Origin of the sequence: Streptomyces sp. NPDC003300, from assembly GCF_040610915.1 — a bacterium.
Lineage (GTDB): Bacteria > Actinomycetota > Actinomycetes > Streptomycetales > Streptomycetaceae > Actinacidiphila.
The window spans coordinates 48,059-67,771 of sequence record NZ_JBEXNE010000003.1 but is presented as its reverse complement, the minus strand read 5'-3'; the positions used below and the strand labels follow the sequence as shown (position 1 = coordinate 67,771).

Annotated in this window: 20 protein-coding genes; 11 read left to right on the top strand and 9 right to left on the bottom strand. The window is 72.2% G+C overall.

Annotated elements, in window-relative coordinates; translation table 11 throughout:
- The first annotated feature begins 15 nt into the window (after positions 1–15).
- A complete protein-coding gene (locus ABZX65_RS05225; protein WP_355335763.1) occupies positions 16–756 on the top strand; it encodes a hypothetical protein in 741 nt (246 codons plus the stop codon).
- On the opposite strand, the gene ABZX65_RS05220 is transcribed toward ABZX65_RS05225, so the two are convergent.
- Complete coding sequence (locus ABZX65_RS05220; RefSeq protein ID WP_355334899.1) at positions 719–1,849, bottom strand: bile acid:sodium symporter; 1,131 nt, start codon at positions 1,847–1,849, stop codon at positions 719–721. The two genes, ABZX65_RS05225 and ABZX65_RS05220, sit on opposite strands and share 38 nt — an antisense overlap.
- Positions 1,850–1,958: 109 nt before the next feature.
- Positions 1,959–2,804 carry a hypothetical protein gene (locus ABZX65_RS05215; protein ID WP_355334896.1) on the bottom strand — a complete coding sequence of 282 codons (846 nt, stop codon included), beginning with the start codon at positions 2,802–2,804 and terminating at the stop codon, positions 1,959–1,961.
- A 102-nt stretch (positions 2,805–2,906) separates the two neighbouring features.
- Here ABZX65_RS05215 and ABZX65_RS05210 point away from each other — a divergent pair, with 102 nt between their 5' ends.
- Positions 2,907–3,575 carry a response regulator transcription factor gene (locus ABZX65_RS05210; protein ID WP_355334894.1) on the top strand — a complete coding sequence of 223 codons (669 nt, stop codon included), beginning with the start codon at positions 2,907–2,909 and terminating at the stop codon, positions 3,573–3,575.
- A gap of 14 nt (positions 3,576–3,589) precedes the next feature.
- Complete coding sequence (locus ABZX65_RS05205) at positions 3,590–5,014, top strand: HAMP domain-containing sensor histidine kinase (RefSeq protein ID WP_355334892.1); 1,425 nt, start codon at positions 3,590–3,592, stop codon at positions 5,012–5,014.
- A gap of 93 nt (positions 5,015–5,107) precedes the next feature.
- Here the strand turns inward: ABZX65_RS05205 and ABZX65_RS05200 are convergent, their stop codons facing one another.
- Together ABZX65_RS05200 and ABZX65_RS05195 are read right to left on the bottom strand one after the other, a co-directional pair.
- Positions 5,108–5,551, bottom strand: coding sequence for a BlaI/MecI/CopY family transcriptional regulator (locus ABZX65_RS05200; RefSeq protein WP_355334889.1), 444 nt, complete (start codon positions 5,549–5,551; stop codon positions 5,108–5,110).
- A 32-nt stretch (positions 5,552–5,583) separates the two neighbouring features.
- On the bottom strand, positions 5,584–6,360 hold the full coding sequence (locus ABZX65_RS05195; RefSeq protein WP_355335760.1) for a polysaccharide deacetylase family protein: 777 nt from the start codon (positions 6,358–6,360) through the stop codon (positions 5,584–5,586).
- A 508-nt stretch (positions 6,361–6,868) separates the two neighbouring features.
- On the opposite strand from ABZX65_RS05195, the gene ABZX65_RS05190 reads away from it, so the two are divergent.
- The 7 genes from ABZX65_RS05190 (at position 6,869) to ABZX65_RS05160 (ending at position 14,679) form a co-directional block, all read left to right on the top strand.
- Positions 6,869–10,450 (top strand): choice-of-anchor D domain-containing protein, encoded by a 3,582-nt coding sequence (locus tag ABZX65_RS05190; protein WP_355334886.1) that lies wholly within the window; start codon positions 6,869–6,871, stop codon positions 10,448–10,450.
- A gap of 300 nt (positions 10,451–10,750) precedes the next feature.
- Positions 10,751–11,215, top strand: a complete 465-nt coding sequence (locus ABZX65_RS05185) for a hypothetical protein (RefSeq protein WP_355334885.1) — start codon at positions 10,751–10,753, stop codon at positions 11,213–11,215.
- Positions 11,212–12,018 (top strand): transcriptional regulator, encoded by an 807-nt coding sequence (locus ABZX65_RS05180; RefSeq protein ID WP_355334882.1) that lies wholly within the window; start codon positions 11,212–11,214, stop codon positions 12,016–12,018. Before ABZX65_RS05185 ends, ABZX65_RS05180 begins: the two co-directional genes overlap by 4 nt.
- A gap of 37 nt (positions 12,019–12,055) precedes the next feature.
- Positions 12,056–12,523, top strand: coding sequence for a roadblock/LC7 domain-containing protein (locus ABZX65_RS05175; protein WP_355334880.1), 468 nt, complete (start codon positions 12,056–12,058; stop codon positions 12,521–12,523).
- A 152-nt stretch (positions 12,524–12,675) separates the two neighbouring features.
- A complete protein-coding gene (locus ABZX65_RS05170) occupies positions 12,676–13,050 on the top strand; it encodes a hypothetical protein (RefSeq protein ID WP_355334877.1) in 375 nt (124 codons plus the stop codon).
- A gap of 253 nt (positions 13,051–13,303) precedes the next feature.
- Complete coding sequence (locus tag ABZX65_RS05165; RefSeq protein WP_355334874.1) at positions 13,304–13,750, top strand: ATP-binding protein; 447 nt, start codon at positions 13,304–13,306, stop codon at positions 13,748–13,750.
- A 158-nt stretch (positions 13,751–13,908) separates the two neighbouring features.
- Positions 13,909–14,679, top strand: a complete 771-nt coding sequence (locus tag ABZX65_RS05160) for a beta-glucanase (RefSeq protein ID WP_355334872.1) — start codon at positions 13,909–13,911, stop codon at positions 14,677–14,679.
- A 15-nt stretch (positions 14,680–14,694) separates the two neighbouring features.
- Here ABZX65_RS05160 and ABZX65_RS05155 read toward each other — a convergent pair whose 3' ends face one another.
- Together ABZX65_RS05155 and ABZX65_RS05150 are read right to left on the bottom strand one after the other, a co-directional pair.
- Positions 14,695–15,030, bottom strand: coding sequence for an STAS domain-containing protein (locus tag ABZX65_RS05155; protein WP_355334871.1), 336 nt, complete (start codon positions 15,028–15,030; stop codon positions 14,695–14,697).
- A gap of 166 nt (positions 15,031–15,196) precedes the next feature.
- Complete coding sequence (locus ABZX65_RS05150; RefSeq protein ID WP_355334868.1) at positions 15,197–15,913, bottom strand: SDR family oxidoreductase; 717 nt, start codon at positions 15,911–15,913, stop codon at positions 15,197–15,199.
- Positions 15,914–16,040: 127 nt separating this feature from the next.
- On the opposite strand from ABZX65_RS05150, the gene ABZX65_RS05145 reads away from it, so the two are divergent.
- A complete protein-coding gene (locus ABZX65_RS05145) occupies positions 16,041–16,652 on the top strand; it encodes a TetR/AcrR family transcriptional regulator (protein ID WP_355334866.1) in 612 nt (203 codons plus the stop codon).
- 40 nt (positions 16,653–16,692) lie between these two features.
- Here ABZX65_RS05145 and ABZX65_RS05140 read toward each other — a convergent pair whose 3' ends face one another.
- Genes ABZX65_RS05140 through ABZX65_RS05130 form a run of 3 tightly spaced genes read right to left on the bottom strand, consistent with a single transcriptional unit; the run spans position 16,693 to position 19,689 of the window.
- Positions 16,693–17,529 carry a carbohydrate ABC transporter permease gene (locus ABZX65_RS05140; RefSeq protein WP_355334863.1) on the bottom strand — a complete coding sequence of 279 codons (837 nt, stop codon included), beginning with the start codon at positions 17,527–17,529 and terminating at the stop codon, positions 16,693–16,695.
- A 1-nt stretch (position 17,530) separates the two neighbouring features.
- Positions 17,531–18,424, bottom strand: a complete 894-nt coding sequence (locus tag ABZX65_RS05135) for a sugar ABC transporter permease (RefSeq protein WP_355334860.1) — start codon at positions 18,422–18,424, stop codon at positions 17,531–17,533.
- Positions 18,421–19,689 (bottom strand): extracellular solute-binding protein, encoded by a 1,269-nt coding sequence (locus ABZX65_RS05130; protein ID WP_355334857.1) that lies wholly within the window; start codon positions 19,687–19,689, stop codon positions 18,421–18,423. The genes ABZX65_RS05135 and ABZX65_RS05130 overlap by 4 nt, the downstream gene beginning before the upstream one ends.
- Between the last annotated feature and the right edge of the window lie 24 nt (positions 19,690–19,713).

Below are 19,713 nucleotides of genomic sequence, written 5' to 3'. Positions count from 1 at the left end.
GCGGCCGGCGGCGCCCTGAGCAAGGTGCCGGAGGTGACCGCCTGGTTCTGGCTGACCAAAGTGCTCACCACCGGCATGGGCGAGACGACCTCGGACTTCCTGGCCCGCGCGCTCGGCCCGGTCGTCGCGGGCGGCCTCGGCCTGATCGGCCTGGTGGCGCTGCTGGTCGCCCAGTTCCGCGCGCCGCGCTACTCGCCGTGGATCTACTGGTCGGCGATCGTCATGGTCAGCGTCTTCGGCACCATGGCCGCCGACGTCGTGCACGTGGTGGCCGGGGTACCGTACGCGGTCTCCACGGTGGCCTTCTCGCTGATCCTCGCGGCCGTGCTCACCGCCTGGTACGCCAGTGAGGGGACGCTGTCGATCCACAGCGTCCGCACCCCGCGCCGCGAGGCGTTCTACTGGGCGACCGTCCTGACCACCTTCGCGCTCGGCACCGCGGCCGGCGACCTCACCGCGGGCAGCCTGCACCTGGGCTACTTCTCCTCCGGCGTCGTCTTCGCCGTCCTGATCGCCGTACCGGCGCTCGCGGGCCGCTTCCTCGGGCTCAACGCGGTGGCCGCCTTCTGGTGGGCGTACATCCTCACCCGCCCGCTCGGCGCGTCCTTCGCCGACTGGATGGGCGTACCCCTCCACCGCGGCGGCCTCGGCTGGGGCACGGGACCGGTCAGCCTGGTGCTCACCGTCCTGATCGCCGCGCTGGTGGGCTTCCTGGCGGTCAGTCACCGCGACCTGCCCGCGAACGCGGGCGCGTAGCACCGGACGTGGCGCGCGGTCGCGCGCGCCGCCGCCGGGATCCGGCGGCGGCGCGGGGGCCGAGGAAGCTGTCCACCGCCCCCGCGCCGAATTTCTGCACGATGCTGTACGCCAGCACCGGCATCAACACCTGCGGATGCGCGGGGAGATGAGTCGCCGCGAGCACCGCGCTCGCGCTGCTGTTGTTCATCCCCGAGGCCAGCGTGATCGCGACCGTGTCGGCCCGGTCACTGCGCAGACCGCGCGCCAGACCCCAGCCGACGGCCAGCGCCGCGAGGCACGCCAGGGCCGCCACACCGACCGACGCGGCGATGAACGCCACCTGCGGGTGCCGCAGTTGACCGCCCAGCGCGCCGCACGCGTTGGCGTACGTCAGCAGCAGTGACGCCAGCAGCGCCGCCAGCTTCAGACCGGGAAGCGCGCGGTCCCGCCGCTCCCGCGACGTCATCCACTGCGCCAACAGCCCGGCCACGCACGGCGCGACGACCCCGGCCAGCGCGAAGGCGCCGCTGCTCGAACCGGCCATCCGCCCCAGATCGTGGGCGTAGTGGCCGTGCGCGAAGACGGCGGCCATGGAGAGCGTCAGCGGGGTGGTCAACGGGCTGAGCAGCGTGGAGGCGAGCACGATGCCGACCACCAGCGCGTGGTTGCCGCCCGCCCGGCCGCCCCAGACCGTCGCGCCCCCGGCCACCGGCATGGCGCCGACGAGCGCGATCCCGGTCAGCAGCCCGCTGCCGCCGTCGGTGTCGGGCGAGAACCGCAACAGTCCCGCCAGCAAGGGCAGGACGAGCAGCGGCACGGCCGCGTTCACCGCCGTACCGGTCATCAGCGCCCCCGGGCGCCTGGCCAGCGCGGGCAGCCGCCGCACCGGCACCTGAAGGGCCGCCGTGAACAGCACGAACGCCAGCAGCGCCGAGGGCGGCGACAGCGCGGCGGCCGGTACGCCGACCCCGCGCGGCACGCTCCACCGCAGGTGCCGCAGCCACAGACCGGCGGCGGGAGCGACCGTCGCGACGGCGTAGGCCAGGGCCATCAGCCAGGTCAGGGACCGTTGGACGCGCGCGAGGGCGCGGGGGACGAAGGGAGCACGCACGGGCTGTCGTTCCTGTCTGCTGCGATACGGCACGGAGGACCGGTGGACGCCGGTGACCGGCGCGGGCCGCGTATCAGCGCAGACAGGACGGTGGCAGCCGCGTACGTCATCAGGCGGTTTCCGCCGCCCGCCGGTCCTGCTGGGCGGGCTCGTCCAGCGGCGTGTGCGGTGCGGGCCGCTGGTCCTTGCGGGTCCGGGTCAGATAGACGACCAGCGCCAGGATCGTGGCCAGGAACAGCGCGCTGGTGCCCACCGTGCCGAGGCCGAGACCGCCGTCCGCGCGCGGCTGCGAGAGGTAGTCGCCCAGGGACGCGCCCAGCGGCCGGGTCAGGATGTACGCCAGCCAGAACGCGAGCACGGCGTTCAGCCGCAGCCGGAAGTGCGCCAGCGCGACCACCGCGATGACCGCGCCGAAGGCGAGCGCGGAGAGCCAGTAGCCGAGGTTCATCCGCTCCGCGACCAGGTCGCCCGCCGCCGTGCCCAGGGCGAAGGTGAACAGGATCGCCAGCCAGTAGAACGCCTCACGGCGCGGGGTGCGGATGCTGTGGATCGACAGCGTCCGCTCGACGGCGAACCAGAGCGCGAAGGTCGCCGCCAGGACGACCGCGAAGACCGCGGTCGTGGTGGTCAGCGCCACCCCGAGGTTGTCGGTGAGATTGTCCGTGACCAAGGTGCCCACCACGCTGATCAGCACCACCGCGAGCCAGTACACGCCCGGCACGTACCGCCGTACCCGGAACTGCGCCACCAGGGCCGCCACCAGCAGCACCGACATCACGTACGTCGTGTTCGTCAGGCCCATGTGGAGACTGGTGTTGAGATAGTCCGCCGCGGTCTCGCCGACCGTGGTGCACAAGACCTTGATCAGCCAGAAGTAGACGGTGACTTCCGGCACCTTGTTGAGCATCGTGCGCACCCCGGGCGCGGAGCCCGAGCGTTCCATGGTCGTTGTCATGCCGCGCAGGCTGGCACGCGGCGCCTGAACACAACCTGAGCGCCGCCCCGCCTCCGGCCGCCCGGCCCTTCCCCGACGTGCCCGGTCGCCGATACTGGGCCCATGACCGCCCACTGCGTCCTGATCGTCGAGGACGACCACGGACTGCGCGACGTCCTCGCCCGCGGCCTGCGCGAAGAGGACTTCGAGGTGCTGACCGCCGCCGACGGCGCGAGCGCGCTGCGTACGGTCGGCCCGCGCGTGGACGCGGTCGTCCTCGACGTCGGCCTGCCCGACTCCGACGGGCGGGACGTCTGCCAGGCCATGCGCGCCGTCGGCATCGAGGCCGCCGTGCTCTTCCTTACGGCGCACGACGCGCTGCACGACCGGCTGTCGGGCTTCTCCTCCGGCGGCGACGACTACCTCGCCAAGCCCTTCCACCTGGCCGAGCTGACCGCCCGCCTGCACGCGGTGCTCCGCCGCGGCAACCGCGTGGCGGCCCGCGAGGTCGAGGGACTGCGCTTGGACCCCGTCACGCACGCGCTGTCCGCGGACGGCGGCGCGGCCGTACCCCTGACCCCCACCGAATTCCGCATCCTGGCCTGCCTGATGGCCGCGCCCGGCGCCGCCGTACGACGGCACAGCCTGGTACGGGCGGCGTGGCCGCACGGCGCCCAGGTCAGTGACAACACCCTCGACCAGTACGTGTCGCGGCTGCGCCGCAAGCTCCGCGAGACGGGCAGCACGCGCGGCATCGACACCGTGCGCGGCATCGGATACCGGTTCGCGTGAGGCCGCCCGCGCGCGTGCGACGTCCGGGCCGGGCGGAACGCCCGAGCCGCGCCGGGCAGCAGCCGCGCGCGGGGCGGGCGCGCCGCCGAGGTCTGTCCGGCACGCTGCCCGCGACCCTGCGCGGCCGACTGGCGCTGCTCGCCCTCGTCACCACCGTGCTGTGGGTGGCGCTGCTCACCGCCGCGTTCAACGTCGCGCTGCACGAGATACTGCGCCGCCAGGCCGACGACCTGCTGCGCACCCGCGCCGCGGCCGTCGCCGCGACCGTCGACATCCGCGCCGACGGGACCATCGCCGTCCGGGAACCGGGCGACGACGGCGCGCTCGACAGCGGCATCTGGATCTACCGCGGCGCCCACGTCGTCGAACGCCCCGCCGCTCCGGAACCGCTCCAGCGCCGCGCGGACGCCCTCGCGGGCAAGGGGACCCGATTCGCCGACACCTCCACCCCGCGCTCGACCCGGCTGTACGCGATGCCGCTGGGCAGCGGGGGAGTTCAGGTCGCCACCGTCGTGGCCGCCGCGAGCCTGGAGCCGTATCTGCTCACCGCCCGTTCGGCGCTGGCCGGTTCGCTCGGCCTCGCCCTGCTGCTGGTCGGCGGCGTCTACCTGGTCACCCGCATGGTGATCGGCCGCGCCCTGCGCCCGGTCAGCACCATGAGCGACCAGGCGTCCCGCTGGAGCCGGTACGGCGCGGCGCAGCGCTTCGGCGCGCGGGAGGCCAGGCCCGCGGAACTGGCCGCGCTGGCCGCCAATCTGGACCAGCTCCTCGACCGCCAGGCGGCCGTCCTGCGGCACGAACAGCAGCTCACCGCCGAGCTCTCCCACGAACTGCGCAATCCGCTGGCCCGGATCACCGCGGAGACGGACTGGCTCACCGCCCGCCCCCGCACCGCGGACCAGTCCCGCTCCTCCCACCAGGCCATCGCCGCCGCGGCCACACAGATGGCGCAGATCTGCCGGACACTGCTCAGCGAGGCCCGGCAGCCGTCCGCGGCGGCGGCGGGCCGCTGCGCCGCCCTCGACGTCGCCCGCGCGGTCGCCGACCGCAGCCGCGCCGAACACCCCGAGGCGCCCCCGGTCACGGCGTCCGGCGAGCCGGTGGACGTCGGCGTCACCCCCGAACTCCTCGAACGCGTCCTCGCCCCGCTGCTCGACAACGCCCGCCGCTACGCCGCCCGCGCGATCGCCCTCGAATGCGTCCGACTCCCCGACGGCGCGCGGGTGTTCGTCGCCGACGACGGCCCCGGCGTCCCCGCCGAACACGCCGAGGCCGTCTTCGAGGCGGGCCGCCGCTTCGGCTCGGAGACGGACGCCCACGACGGCGCCGGGCTCGGCCTCCCCCTGGCCCGCCGCCTCGCCCGCGCGGCAGGCGGCGACATCACCCTGGTCCCCGCACCGCGCGGAGCCCGCTTCCAGGTGACACTCCCGCCTGGCTAGAGTCCGTTCCGCGGATCACGAACGGCCCCTCGGCCCCGGCCTCTTCGGCCCCGGTCCCTTCGGCCCTGGCACGCCCGCCCGTGCCCGGCGTCGTCAGGACCGGCGGCCGCGCGGGCGCCGCGCCGGGCGGGTGCCGGGAGCGGCGCCGGTGGCCTGCCCCGAGGCGTGATCGCGCAGCAACCTCTCCAGCAACCTCTCGTCCTCCGCGGGCAGTTCGGAGACGAAGCGGGCCAGGACGGCCGCGCGGTCGCCGCCGGCTTCCAGCAGGTCGCGCATGCCGGCCGCCGCGTGGCCCGCCTCGTCGCGCACGGGGGAGTAGAGGTAGCCGCGTCCGGCGCGCTCGCGGGTGACCAGGCCCTTGTCGTGGAGGCGGGTGAGGATCGTCAGGACGGTGGTGTAGGCGGGTTCGCCCGCGACCTGTTCGCGTACGGCGCCCGCCCCGGCCGGCTCGCCGACTGCCCACAGCGCCGCGAGGACTTCGCTCTCCAGCTCGCCCGGCGCGCGTCGCCCGGCGGCCGGGCCTTCCTGCTCGGCCACGCTTCCCGCTCCTTCGTAGAATCCTCACGGTACTACGGCACGACCTGGCCGCCCCGGCCCCGGCCGCCCGACCAACCGGCCACCGCGAGACCCCCGTGATCGCGCAACGGGCCGACCGTCAGGCCGCGTTCCTGACAGAAGTCGAGAAGGCGGGGGAGCGCCCCGAGCGTGTTGCGCCACGACCCGGTGGCCGAGGCGCAGTCGGAGTCGTGGAGCAGGACGGTGCCGCCGCCGCGCAGGTCGCGGGTGACGGTGTCGAGGACGGTCCGCGGCGTCGCGCGCCCGCGCCAGTCCTCGCCCCAGGCGGTCCACAGCACCGGCGTGAGTCCGAGGCGGCGGCAGGCCAGATGCGTACCGGCGGTCATGACGCCGTACGGCGGCCGGTAGAGCGTCGGCGCGCCGCCGGTGAGGCCGCCGACGAGGTCGCGGGCGCGGGCCAGGTCCTCGTACGTGGTCCAGGGGCCGCGCAGCAGCGCGGGCCGGTGGGTCCAGCCGTGGATCGCGACCTCGTGGCCCGCCTCGTACATCTCCGTGACGAGGCCGGGGGAGCGGACGGCCATCGAGCCGAGCAGGAAGAAGGTGGCCCGCACGCGGCGGGTGTCGAGCAGTCGCAGGAAGTGCGGGGTGGACAGGTGGTCGGGGCCGTCGTCGAAGGTGAGCGCCACGCTGTCGGGCCGTCCGCGTCCCGACAGCCGCGGCATGAGCCGGTTGCGCAGCGGGCCGAAGGTCGACAGCGCGGGCCCGGCGTAGGCGGCAGCGAGCGCGGACGCGGCCACCGCACCCGTGCGCAGGACGGTACGGGCGACGATCCGCCGGTCGGAATGAGGAGTCACGGTGATCGGCCTCCTTGCGGGCGTGGGCAGCGGGAGCCGGGCATGCCGGACCCGCGCCCCGCGGTGACCTCGGCGGACGGCCCCGGCCGGGGGCTGCCCGCGAATCTACTACACGTTGTAGAAGGTGGACGAGGTGCCCGTCGATCGGAGGGCGCACGGGGCGAGCGGCGGCGGTCTCCCGAATCCATGGACGGGCAACATTGGATCTTGCGAGAGAAAGTAGAGATTGAGCAAAGATAAGTTCGTATATTGCGCTGCCGTGTCCACGACATTACGGTTCCCCTTGCGCCGTCACCCCCCCACCCGCCGACCGCTTCAGCGCAACGCCCCAGCCGCCATCCCCTTCACCGCCACCGCGACGGGCCGTGTCCCAGGCCCGCTCCGGCGTCGGCGGCCCAGCTCCGCGTCACCTCGCTTCCCCATGCCCTCGTACGGCTGTCCGCACGGCGCAGGTCCGGCATTCCGTGTCGAAAAGGAGCAGACGTTGTTCCAGCCCATCAGATCCCTGAGGCGCACCATCGCCGTGGGAGGCACCACCGCGCTGATCGCCGCCGCGGGCGTCATCGCCCTCGCGGCCCCACCGGCATCGGCCGCCGCAGCCACCGGCGGCAGCGGCGCGAGCCTTCCCTACGTCGAGGTGCAGGCGGAGAACTCCGCCACCAACGGCACGGCCATCGGCCCGAGTTTCGCCGCGGGACAGCTCGCCGACGAGGCGTCGTACCGCAAGGCGGTGACCCTCTCGGGCAGCGGCAAGTACGTCACCTTCACCACCCCGGTCGCCACCAACTCGATCGACTTCCGCTACAGCATCCCCGACGGCTCGGGCGGCTCGGTCTACACCGCCCCGCTGTCGTTCGCGATCAACGGCGCCGCACAGCCCGACTTCACCCTCACCAACGCCTATAGCTGGTACTACGGCAGCTACCCGTTCACCAACACACCGGGCAGCAACCCGCACCACTTCTACGACGAGGTCCACCGGCTGCTCCCGCAGACGTATCCGGCCGGCACCACCTTCACCCTCCAGACCAGCGGCTCCAGCGCCGCCACCACCATCGACTTCGCCGACTTCGAGCAGGTCGGCGCCGCCCTCCCGCAGCCGTCCGGCTCGGTCTCGGTGACCAGCCAGGGCGCCGACGCGACCGGCGCCGCCGACAGCACGGCCGCCTTCAACGCGGCGATCAACGCGGCGGGCCCCGGCGGCACGGTGTGGATCCCGCCGGGCACCTTCAAGATCCCCCGGCACATCACGGTCAACAACGTCACCGTCACCGGCGCGGGCATGTGGTACTCGACGGTGACCGGCGCGGCGCCCGGCTTCTACGGGCTCGGCGAGCCCGACAGTTGCGGAGTCGGCGGCAACCGCGGGGTGAGCAGCAACGTCCACCTCTCCAACTTCGCGATCTTCGGCCAGGTCGGTGAGCGCAACGACTGCGACCAGGTCAACGGCATCGGCGGCGCGATGAGCAACTCCACCGTCTCCAGCCTCTGGATCGACCACCTGAAGGTCGGCGCCTGGATGGACGGGCCGATGGACAAGCTGACCCTCAGCGGTCTGCGGATCCGGGACACCACCGCCGACGGCGTCAACTTCCATGGCGGAGTGACCAATTCGACCGTCACCAACAGCGAGATCCGCAACACCGGCGACGACGGCATCGCCACCTGGGCCGACGCCGCGCTCGGCGCCGACGCCAACGACACCATCTCCAACAACACCGTGGAGACCCAGATCCTGGCCAACGCCATCGCGATCTACGGCGGCCATGACAACACCGTCAGCGGCAACCTCGTACGGGACACCGGACTCGCCCAGGGCGGCGGCATCCACGTCGGCCAGCGCTTCACCTCCACCCCGGTCGGCACCACCACGATCTCCAACAACACCCTGATCAGGGCGGGCAGTCTCGACCCGAACTGGCAGTTCGGCGTCGGCGCGCTGTGGTTCGACGGCAGCCAGGGCGCCATCACCGGCCCGATCAACGTGACCAACGCGCTGATCCAGCAGAGCCCCTACGAGGCGGTGCAGTGGGTCGAGGGCACCGTCAGCGGGGTCAGCCTCAACAACGTGACCATCGCGGGCGCCGGCACCTTCGCCCTCCAGGAACAGACCGGCGGCGCCGCGAAGTTCACCAACGTCACGGCCACCGGCATCGGCGCCAGCTCACCGATCTATAGCTGCGAGGGCAACAACTTCACCGTCACCGACGGCGGCGGCAACTCCGGTATCAGCGGCACCCCGTTCTGCGGCGGATTCCCCACCCCCGTCTTCCCGCCCTACCCGGCGGAAGGCGTGACCGCCAGCCCGAGCGCGCTCAACTTCGGCTCGGTCGCCACCGGTTCGACCAGCGCCGCCCAGACCGCGACGGTCACCAACCCGACCGGCTCGGCCGCCTCCGTCTCCGCCATCACCACCAGCGGTGACTTCTCGCAGACCAACACCTGCGGCACCTCCATCCCGGCCAACGGCTCCTGCACCGTCAGCGTGAAATTCGCGCCGACGGCGACCGGAGCGCGTGCCGGGACACTGACCGTCGGCGCGGGCGGCAACACCAGCACCGTCGCCCTGTCCGGCACCGGCACCGCGCCCGGCCCGATCCTGGGCACCAACCCGGCGAGCCTGTCCTTCGGCGGCACGGTCGTCGGCGCGACGGCCGCCCCGCAGACCGTCACCGTCACCAACTCCGGCACCACCACGGCCACCGTCTCGGCCGTCGCGGCGACCGGCGACTTCACCCAGACCAACAACTGCTCGTCGCTCGCGGTCGGTTCGTCCTGCGCGGTGACCGTCACCTTCAAGCCGACGGCCGGCGGCACCCGTAACGGCACGCTGACACTGACCAGCAACGCCAACAACAGCCCGACCACGGTCGCGCTCAGCGGCGCCGGAATCGACAGCAGCACCGACATCGCCGCAGGCCGCCCGGCCACGGCGAGTTCCGCCAACGGCACCTTCGTCGCGGGCAATGTCACCGACGCGGACGCGTCCACGTACTGGGAGAGCGCCAACGGCGCCTTCCCGCAGTGGGTCCAGGTCGACCTCGGGCAGAACTACGCCGTCGGCAAGGTGACCTTGCGGCTCCCGCCGTCCACGGCGTGGGCCACCCGTACCGAGACCCTGTCCGTACAGGGCTCCACGGACGGCACCTCGTTCAGCACCCTGTCGCCCTCCGCCGCGCAGACCTTCGACCCGAGCGCCAACAACAACACGGTGACCCTCACCTTCCCCGCGGCCACCGCCCGCTACGTACGGATCAACGTCACCGCCAACTCGGGCTGGAGCGCCGCCCAGTTGTCCGGCCTCCAGATCTACCCGAGCGGCGGCACCAACCCGTCGTCCGCGACCTTGTCCGTCACTCCGACCTCGCTCACCTTCGCCTCCCAGGCGCCCGGCACCACCAGCGGCGCGCAGAGCGTGACGGTGACCAACACCGGTACGGCCGCCGCGTCGATCAGCTCGGTCACCGCCTCCGGGGACTTCTCGCAGACCAACACCTGCGGCACGTCGCTCGCGGCCAACGCCAGTTGCTCGGTCGCGGTGAAGTTCACCCCCACCGCCTCCGGCACCCGCACCGGCACCCTGACGATCAGCGGGAACGCCTCCAACAGCCCCACCACCGTGGCGCTGACCGGCACCGGCAGCGGCACGGTGAGCACCAACCTGGCGGCGGGCAAGGCCACCAGCGAGTCCAGCCACTCCGACGTCTACGGGTCCTCCAACGTCACCGACGGCAGCCAGAGCAGCTACTGGGAGAGCGCCAACAACGCCTTCCCGCAGTGGGTCCAGGTCGACCTCGGCTCCGCGCAGAGCGCGAGCAAGGTCGTCCTCCAGCTCCCCGCGGGCTGGGGCGCCCGCAACCAGACGCTGTCCCTGTCGGGCAGCACCGACGGCAGCACCTTCACCACCCTCAAGTCCTCGGCCTCCTACTCCTTCGACCCCGCCTCCAACAACACGGTCACCCTCACCTTCACCGCGGCCACCGCGCGGTACTTCCGGGTGACGGTCACCGCCAACTCCGGCTGGCCCGCCGGGCAGATCTCCGAATTCCAGGTCTGGAACACCTGACCCGGACTGACCTCCTCCGACTCGACCCGACCCGACCTCCTCCGGCCCGGCCCGACCCGGCCGGCGTCCCTGAGCACAACCGGCCCGGCCCCTCGCGTGCGATACGCGAGGGGCCGGTGGCGCTCCGGGGACGGCGACCAAGCGCGGACGGCCGGACGGAGGGGGAGCATTTTATGCCCAGTGCGGTCATGTACCGCTGGAAATTGCCAGAAGTCCTTCGCGCGAGTGCCACCGTGCGTAACGTGACGGTCACTGCCGATCCGTCGGCGGGCCAACAGCGGCCTCACGCAGGGGAGTCGGGTGTCCGGGATAGACGAGTGCCTGCGCGAGGCCATGACGCTGCCGGGAGCCCGGGGCGCCGCTCTCGTGGAGTGGATCAGCGGGCTCTCCCTCGGACAGGTCGGAGACGCGCCGGGCGGTGACCCCGAGACGGCGGCGGCCGAGACCGCGGAATTCGCGCGCATGGCCGTGGAGCACTCGGCGTTCGAACCGGCGGAACCCCTCGGCTCACCGCGCGGCGGGACCACGGGACCCGCCGCACCCGCCGCGCCCGCCGCTCCCTCAGGACCCGCAGACACCGCCAAGGGGCTGCCGGTCGAGGACGTCATCGTCGTCACCCGCACCGGCTACCACCTGCTGCGCTTCGTCGAAGCACCTTTCGACGGCGGGGTGTTCCTGCACCTGTGGCTCGACCGCGAGCACGCCAACCTCGCCCTCGCCATGATGCGCGTACGCGACCTCGCCGAACGGCTGGTGCTGGCATGACCGGGCCGCTGTCACCGATGCTGCTGCGCCTGGCCGAGGAGGGCGCGACCGGCGCGCTGCTCCGGGACAGCGGGGCGCTCTACCTCGCGGACGGCGTCGTGGTGCACGCCGAGAGCCCGGCCACCCCCGGCATCGACGTCCTGCTGACCGCCGGCGGCCGACTTCCCGTCGAGGTGTGGCAGGAGGCGGTGGACGCCGCCGGAGCCCGCTGCCGGACCGCCCGCCACCTCCTGGAGCACCGCAGGATCTCCGCCGCGGAACTGGAGATCAGCCACCTCGGCGCGCTCTACGACGCCGCCTTCTTCGTCCTCGCCGCGGGCAGCGGCCCCACGCGCTTCCGGCACGGTGTCGTCCACTGGTTCGGCCCCGTGCGCCCGGTGCGGGTGGCCGAGGTGGAGCGCGAGACCCGCCGCCGCCGCGGACTCCTCGACGCCCTGTGGCCGTATCCGCAGCTCGACACCGCCCCCGTCGTCCGCCGCAGGGCCGCGTGCCTGCCGCCCGTACCGCGTCGGCAGCGGGCCCTGCTGGACCTCGCGGACGGGGTACGCACCCCGTCCGCCATCGCCACCGTGCTCGGCAGGCCCACCTTCCACGCGCTGGTCGACGTACGGCGGCTGGCCGCCGCCGGGCACTGCGAGACCCCGCGGCGCGCGGCACCGCCACCAGGGCAGGGGCGGCCACCGGGACGGGCACAGGAAGCCGCATCCGCACCGGCCACCGCGGACCGCGCCGGGTACCTGCCGGGACCTCCCGACGTCGGCACGCTCCGCAGGGTCCTCGACGCCTTGGAGGCACGACCGTGAAGCGCACTCCCGCCCGCAGGACCGGGACCGCACAGATATGAGGCGCGTCGTGCGACAACGCGCCGACAAGAAGGTCGGAAGGAGAGAGGAGAGAAGGAATCTGATGGCGCAGGAGGCCGAGATACGCGAGGAACTGCGGCGGCTGCGGGCCCGGCTGCCGCACGCCACGGGCGCGCTCGCCGCGGGCGTCGACGGCATGGTGCTCGCCCAGGAGGCGGACACCGTGGAGGCCGAGGGAGTGGCGGCCCTCACCGCCGCGGCGCTGGGCGTCGGCCTGCGGCTGACCGACACCGCGTCCCACGGCCCCTTCCGGGAACTGCTGGTCCGCGGCGAGCAGGGATACGTCGCCATCTACGCCGCGGGCACCGCCTGCGTGCTCACCGTCCTGGCCGGACCGCAGGTCAACGTGGGCCGGCTGCACATGGAGGCCCGCCGCTCCGGCGCGCACATCGCGCACCTGGTCGACGGCGACCCCGAGCCACGGGAGGACGCCCCCACACCATGACCACCCGACCCACCCGGACCGGCGGCGCCCGCCACCGCGCGCCCACAGCCCCCGACGCGGCAACGGCATCGACCGTATCCACCCCATCGACCGCATCCACCGCATCCACGTCAGCACCGCACATGAACCGACCGGAAGGAAGCCCAGCCATCATGGCCAACACCGAAACCGCCCTCAAGGACGCGATGACCTCGATCGACGGCGTCATAGGCGTCGCACTCGTCGACTACACCAGCGGAATGGCGCTGGGCACCCTCGGCGGGGGCAAGGAACTCGACCTCAACGTCGCGGCGGCCGGCAACACCGACGTCGTCCGTGCCAAGGCGCGCACCATGGAACTGCTCGGCCTCAAGGACGAGATCGAGGACATCCTCATCACCCTGGGCTCGCAGTACCACCTGATCCGGCTGCTCAAGGGCCGGGGCAAGAACGGCCTCTTCCTGTACCTGGCGCTGGACAAGTCGCGCGCCAACCTGGCGATGGCCCGGCACCAGTTGAAGCGGATCGAGAACGACCTGGAGCTGTGACCGGGCCGTCGCGCCCGTACGCCGTCGGCCGTGCCCACCGGGCCGCGCGGAGACGGCCGTCCTGCCGGGCGGCCGTCTCCGCGCGACATCCGTTCACGGCCCGCTCACCACCCGCCCGTAACCCGAGCGCGCCGCCCGTCCGAGGCCCGCGTCCGGCCCAGAAGGAGAAGCCGAAAAAAAGATGGGTGTGAAGCGACTGGGGTGGGGCAGAAGCCCTGACGGTTGTGCCGGACAACCGGACAGGGGCAAGAACATGCGTTCCAGCGCGATGGCCGTGAACGGCCCGCATCAGCAGGCCGGGCAGGACATCTGGGCGGGAGCCGCGTACGACGGCGAGACCGGATCGATCGCGGCGGCCCGCGCCTTCACCGCCGACTTCCTGGCCGGTGTGACGGGCGGGCGCGCCCAGCCGATCCCCGCGGTCGTCGTCGCCGACGCGCAACTCGTGGTGAGCGAGCTGGTGACCAACGCGTGCAAATTCGCGCCGGGTCCCTGCGCGCTGAACCTGGAGATCCAGGGCACGGATCTGGTGATCACCGTGTGGGACACCGACTCGTCGATGCCGCTCGCGCGCGCGGCGGAGCCCGGCAGGATCGGCCAGCACGGCCTGGAGATCATCCTCGCGGTCTGCGAGGGCTTCGACGTCCGGCGCGAGCCGGTGGGCAAGCGGATCAAGGTGCGCGTCGCCCTCGGAGCGTGAGCGCCTGACCCGGTCCGGGGGCGTGGGCTGACGCGTTTACGCGCCGCCCGCGCTTCCGCACGCTCCTGTTCGCGAGCCGCGCGGTGATCTTCACTGGGTACAGAGCGAGCTGCCCGCCTGAACTCTCGGCCGGATCTCGCCGAGCCACCAGGAGCACCGTGACCACCGGCCAGGACGCGGCTCAGCCGCCCCCTCAGCAACCGACCCCTCATGACCCGCCGCAGGCCCCGCCCCACGGTCCGCCGCCGCCCCGGCGCCCCCGGCGCGTGGTCTTCGACGCGCCCTTCACCGACCGCACGGCCTGGGCGGCGGGCCGCACCTCCGCCTACCCGGAAAGCGGCCGCAATCCCGGCGACAACAAACTCGACCAGATCGGCCCCGCCTACGCCCCCACTGCCGGTGGCGTCTTCCGCGCCCGGCGGGCGGCGGGCGGCGTCTGGCACACCGACCTGGTGTCGACCGAGTACGCCCCCGGCGGCTTCGAGCTGCTGCCGGGTGACGAACTCACCGCCACCTGCGTGGTGCACGCCCCGCAGGGCGCCTGGCCCGCGATCTGGACCTGGGGCCGCGACAGCGACACGGGCCGCCCCCAGCCGGGCCACGGCGAGATCGACCTCTTCGAGTACCACCCCACCAACCCGCGGCTGCTCGAACTGTCCAACCACGTACGCCCCGGCGGGTTCGAGGCGGCCGACGTGATCGCGCCGGGCCGCCCCTTCGCACTCCGGGTCCGCTTCGACGCCGACGACGTCTGCTGGTCCATCGACGACGAGGTCGTCTTCCGCGACGGCCACGGCGTCGGCCCTGCCTGGCGCGCCTGGCCGGTGGTGAACATCAGCGTGTCCGCGGGCGCGTACGGGCACACCCCGCCCGACGCGCGCACCAGCCTGCTGCACTGGGAGTGCGCCGGACTTACCGTCACCCGCTGATCCGGACCCGGTGGCTCACGCCGTCGCCCGCAGTGCCTCCTCCGCCGTCGAGTACACCTTGAGGACGCGGTCCACGCCGACGATACGGAGCAGCCGCGCCAACTGCGGCGGCACGGCGGCGACTCGCAGGTCACCGTGCTGGTGGATGCTCAGCAACAGATTGAGGAAGCTGGAATCGGCGAAGGTGATCCCGCTGGCGTCGAGCACCAGCACCCGGCCGGCCTCGGCCGCCTCGGTCAGCTCCTGCCGCAACGGCCCCAGCGTGTCCGCGTCGAGGTCGCCGTGCGGGGTGACAATGCGCGGGAGGTCGCCGACGACCGGGTCCCTATGCGCGTCGTGGTGTGTCGACATATGACAAGTATGTCCAGCGTCACGGGGGAGAGGAAAGAGCGGATCAGGGCGAACCCGAGTGCGCCCCCGTCGACGCGCGCCGGTGGAGCCCGATCCCAGGTCAGAAACTGATCGCAAGCGGTCGGAACCAGTCGCAAACCGATGGGCCGCTGCGGCGGACCGTCCGCTAGGCGGAGCGGGCGTGGATCCCCATGCCGCCGGAGACGATCAGATTGTCGCCCGTGATGTAACCGGCGGCGTCGGAGGCGAGGAAGGCGACCGCCTCGGCGACATCGGCGGGGGCTCCGACGCGGCCGAGGGGAACCTCCTCGCCCCACGCGGCGACCGTCTCCCGGCCGATGCCCAGCTTGCCGTACGCGGGAGTGTCGATCAGGCCGGGGCTCACCGCGTTGACCCGGATACGGCGCGGGGCCAGTTCGATGGCGAGCGAGCGCATCAGAGGCAGCAGCGCTCCCTTGGCGGCGGTCATGGCCGCGCCGAGCCCCTCGCCCGCGCCGATGGTGAACACCACGGACGCGCCCTCGTTCAGCAGCGGGAGCGCCTTTCGCAGGGTGAAGAAGTTCCCCTTGACGTTGATGTCGAACAGGGCGTCGAAGGCGGCCTCGTCGGTGGACTCGATCGGTCCGGGCCGGGAGATGCCCGCGTTGAGATGGAGCAGGTCGAGGGAGCCCAGGTGCCCGCGCGCCCGCTCCACCGCCTGGTCGATGTCGGTGAGTGAACCGGCGTCGGCCCTGACGGCGACCACGTCGTGCGGCAGGCCGGAGCTGTCGACGCTGCCGAGGCCGGTGACCATGACGCGGTAGCCGCGCGTGTGGAGCAGTTCCGCGGTGGCCTTGCCGATCCCGCTGGTGCCGCCGGTGACGAGTGCTGTCTTCGCTGCCACGGTCGCTCTCCTTGTCGACGCGTGGGGCGGGTGGACGGCCCCACTGATTGTCACCGTACGCCCGTGTGGCAGTGACTGCCAAATGTTGTGTGAATGCCACGATGGCAGGCCGCGCTAAGGTGATGGCATGACGCAGGGAACAACGGGCGACGGGCGGGCCGCGCCCACACTGTGGGACCGGACGCGGCAGCTCGCGGCCCGGGAGATCCTCGACACCGCCCTGCGGCTGTTCACACGGCAGGGGTACGACGAGACGACCATCGCGCAGATCGCCCGCGAGGCCGGTGTCTCGCAGCGCACCCTCTTCCGCTACTTCGGCACCAAGGAAGACCTCGTCGGCGGCAGCCAGGAGCAGTTCGTCACCCTCCTGACGGAGACCGTCCGCGAGCAGCCCGCCGACGCCGACGCCTGGCAGACCCTGCGCGCCGCCCTCAAGGCCGCGCTCTCCGTCCACACCGGTCCCGAACAGGCTCTGGAGCGCTTCCGCCTGATCCACCGCACCGACTCGCTGCGCGCCGCCTACCTCGGAAAGCGCGTGCGCTGCCAGGAGGAACTGCTCCCGCTCCTCGAAGCCAGGCTGGCAGCCTCGGGCGCCGACCGAGTACAGGTCCGCGCCGTCCTCGCCACGGCCTTCGGCTGCTTCGACGCCGCCACCGCGACCTGGATCGAGGGTGACGGCGAGGGCGACATCCTCGACCTCTACGACCGCGGCCTGGCCGCGGTCCGCGACGTCCGCTGACCGGCTCGCGGGCGTACCGCCGCGACTCCCCGGCGGGGGCTCAGTCGTCGATGCCGGAGCGTTCGATGCCCGCCACGATGTGCCGCTGGAGGAGCAGGAAGACCAGCAGCAGGGGCAGGATCGACACCGCCGCCGCGACGAACAGCTCGTGGATGTTGACCACTTGGGCGGTGGTGAAGGTGGACAGCGCCACCTGCACCGTCCAGGAGGACGTGTCCTGGCCGATGACCAGAGGCCACAGGAAGGCGTTCCAGGCGCCGATGAAGACGATCGTGGACACGGCCGCGAAGACCGGCCGGGAGTTGGGCACCACGATCCGCCAATAGGTGCGCCAGTAGCCGAGTCCGTCGACCTTCGCCGCGTCCTCCAACTCACCGGGAAAGCCCAGGAAGTACTGCCGGAAGATGAAGCAGGCGAACGCCGAGAAGATCGTCGGGATGATCAGGCCGCGCAGCGTGGAGATCCAGCCGAGCGAGGACACCAGCACGAAGCTCGGCACGAAGGTGACCGCGGCGGGCACCATCAGCGTGCCGAGGATCGCGTAGAACACCTGGTTGGACCAGCGGTACGGGATACGGGCCAGCCCGTATCCCGCCAGCGACGCCAGCACCACCGTGCCCACCGTCGTGGTGACCGCGATCATGGCCGAGTTGAGCAGCGACCGGGCCATCGGCACCGCCGGGTCGTCGAACAGCTCGCGGATGTTGGACCACTGGAGGTGGGTGGGGAAGAACGTCCAGTCCGGCGAGGTGATGTCCTGCTCGGCCGACAGGCCGTTGCGCACCAGCAGGTAGAACGGGATCAGGAACAGCAGCGCGAGTACCACGAGCAGCACCAGGCGCACCGCGCGCCCGAATCTGAGCAGGGCCTGCTCCATGTCAGTCCTCCCTCCTGCCGAGCCCGAACCAGCGGGCCTGGACGACGGTGACCACCGCGATGATCAGCGCGAGGACGACGGCGCCCGCGCTGCCCACGCCCAGGTTCTGCCCCCGCCCGAGCGCGGTGGTGTACAGGTACACCAACGGCGGCCGGGCGTACGGCGGATAGCCGCGGGAATCGCTGAGCAGGTTGTAGAACTCGTCGAACGCCTGGAAGGCGTTGATGACCAGCAGCAGCGCCACCGCCACCGAGGTGGCCCGCAGTTGGGGCAACGTGATGTGGCGGAAGACCTGCCAGCCGGGCCGCGCGCCGTCCACCGCCGCCGCCTCGTACAACTGCGCGGGGATGCGCTGGAGTCCGGCGAGGAAGAGGATCATGTAGAACCCGGCCTGCAACCACAGCCGTACGGTCACGATCACCAGCCAGTACCACGGCGGGTGGGTGGTGGACAGCCACGCCGTCTGGTCGGCGCCGAACCAGCCCAGGACGGTGTTCGCCAGGCCGAACCGCACACCGTTGAAGATCGACAGTTTCCAGATCAGCGCCGCCACCACATAGGAGCAGGCGGCCGGCAGGAAGAACACCGAACGGAAGAACGCCTGCGCGTACCGGAGCCGGTTCACCATCAGCGCCAGGGCGAGCGAGAGCGCGTAGGTGGCGGGCACGATGAACAGCGCGAACACCCCGAAGGTGCGCAGGCTGTCGGTGAACGCCTGGTCGCCGAGGACGTCCGCGTAGTTGCCCAGGCCCACGAAGCGGTGCGGGGACACCGTGTTGTGCGCGTCGAAGAAGCTCAGATAGACGCTCCACAACAGCGGCACGTACGTGAACAGGGCGAGCCCGGCGGCGAATGGTCCGACGAAGACCCAGAACCACAGCGTGCGGTGTCTCACGACTTCTTCCGGACCCGCTGCAATTCGGAACTGGTCTTGCGCACCACCGACTTGAGCTCCGTGTCGGGGTTCGCGCCGTCCTTGATGATGCGGCTCAGCGCGTCCTGGTACGCGGTCTGGCTGGCCGGTGTCCACAACAGCGGCTGCGAGAAGCCGTGGTCGGTGGCGTACGAGACGGCGTCGGCCGCCGCGCCCTCCCGCAGTTTGGCCGCCTTCTTCGCCAGCGAGATCCGGGCCGGGATGTGGAAGCCGTAGGAGAGCGCGAAGTCCTCCTGGTACTCGGTCCTGTCGATCCACAGCCACTTGATGTACGCCTTGGCCTCGGCTTGGTGCTTGCTGCGGGAGTTGACGGCCGAGCTGTACGCGCCGACCGGCACCGTGGGCTTGCCCGCCGCGCCGTCCTTCGGGAACGGCAGCACCCCGAAGTCGTCCCCCAGGGCCTTCTTGACCGCGGGCAGCGCCCAGAGTCCGGACCACTGGAGCGCGGTGAGCCCCTGGATGAACGCCGAGGGGTCGGACCAGTCGGTCGGCGCGCCCAACAGCAGCGACTTGTCGGCGTAGAGCCGGTGGAACTTGGCCAGGGTGCGGGCGGCGGCCGGGTCGTCGAAGCCGACGGTGCCCTCCGGGGTCACCAGGCTGAGCCCGGCGGCGTAGAGCGGTGTACCGCCGAGCACCCCGGCGCCGCCGTCGTTGCCCAGGAACAGCCCCTTGACCTTCTTGGTGGTCAACTTCGCCGCCGCGTCGACCAGTTCGTCGAGCGTGGTCGGCGGCGCGATGTTCGCGGCAGTGAGCAGGCTCTTGCGGTAGTACAGGAGCTGCATGTCGATGACCTGCGGGACACCCCAGATCCTGTCCCCGTACGTCGTCACCACGGCCGGGTTGAAGTCGGCCTTCACCGGGCCGACCAGGTCGGTGACGTCCACCACTTGACCGCCCTGGATCTGGTCCAGCGTCGGGCCGCCCTCGAAGACGTCCGGTCCCGACGAGGTGAGCAGCGCCGCGGCGGTCTGCTGGTCGTAGTCGCCGGGCCGCCACTGCACCTTGACGTTCGCCGCGGTGTACGCGTCGGCGTACCGGCGCACCGCCTGCTCCGTACCCGCCTCGCCGTACTGGTGGTACCACTGCTGCAAGGTGACCTTGCCGCCCTTGCCGCCCTTGCCGCCTCCGTCGTCCCGGCCGCTGTTCGACCCGCAGGCGGCGGCCAGCGCACCGGTCAGGGCCAGGCTGCCTCCGGTACCGAGCAGTTGTCTGCGGCTGAACGTCACTGCGTATCCCCCTAGTCAGAGTGG

What these genes read in the sequence shown, in the direction of transcription:
- ABZX65_RS05215 (WP_355334896.1), bottom strand. Translation starts at nt 2,804, where the DNA reads ATGACAACGACCATGGAACGCTCGGGCTCCGCGCCCGGGGTGCGCACG.
- ABZX65_RS05210 (WP_355334894.1), top strand. Translation starts at nt 2,907, where the DNA reads ATGACCGCCCACTGCGTCCTGATCGTCGAGGACGACCACGGACTGCGC.
- ABZX65_RS05180 (WP_355334882.1), top strand. Translation starts at nt 11,212, where the DNA reads ATGACCGGGCCGCTGTCACCGATGCTGCTGCGCCTGGCCGAGGAGGGC.
- ABZX65_RS05175 (WP_355334880.1), top strand. Translation starts at nt 12,056, where the DNA reads ATGAGGCGCGTCGTGCGACAACGCGCCGACAAGAAGGTCGGAAGGAGA.
- ABZX65_RS05170 (WP_355334877.1), top strand. Translation starts at nt 12,676, where the DNA reads ATGGCCAACACCGAAACCGCCCTCAAGGACGCGATGACCTCGATCGAC.
- ABZX65_RS05165 (WP_355334874.1), top strand. Translation starts at nt 13,304, where the DNA reads ATGCGTTCCAGCGCGATGGCCGTGAACGGCCCGCATCAGCAGGCCGGG.
- ABZX65_RS05155 (WP_355334871.1), bottom strand. Translation starts at nt 15,030, where the DNA reads ATGTCGACACACCACGACGCGCATAGGGACCCGGTCGTCGGCGACCTC.
- ABZX65_RS05145 (WP_355334866.1), top strand. Translation starts at nt 16,041, where the DNA reads ATGACGCAGGGAACAACGGGCGACGGGCGGGCCGCGCCCACACTGTGG.
- ABZX65_RS05140 (WP_355334863.1), bottom strand. Translation starts at nt 17,529, where the DNA reads ATGGAGCAGGCCCTGCTCAGATTCGGGCGCGCGGTGCGCCTGGTGCTG.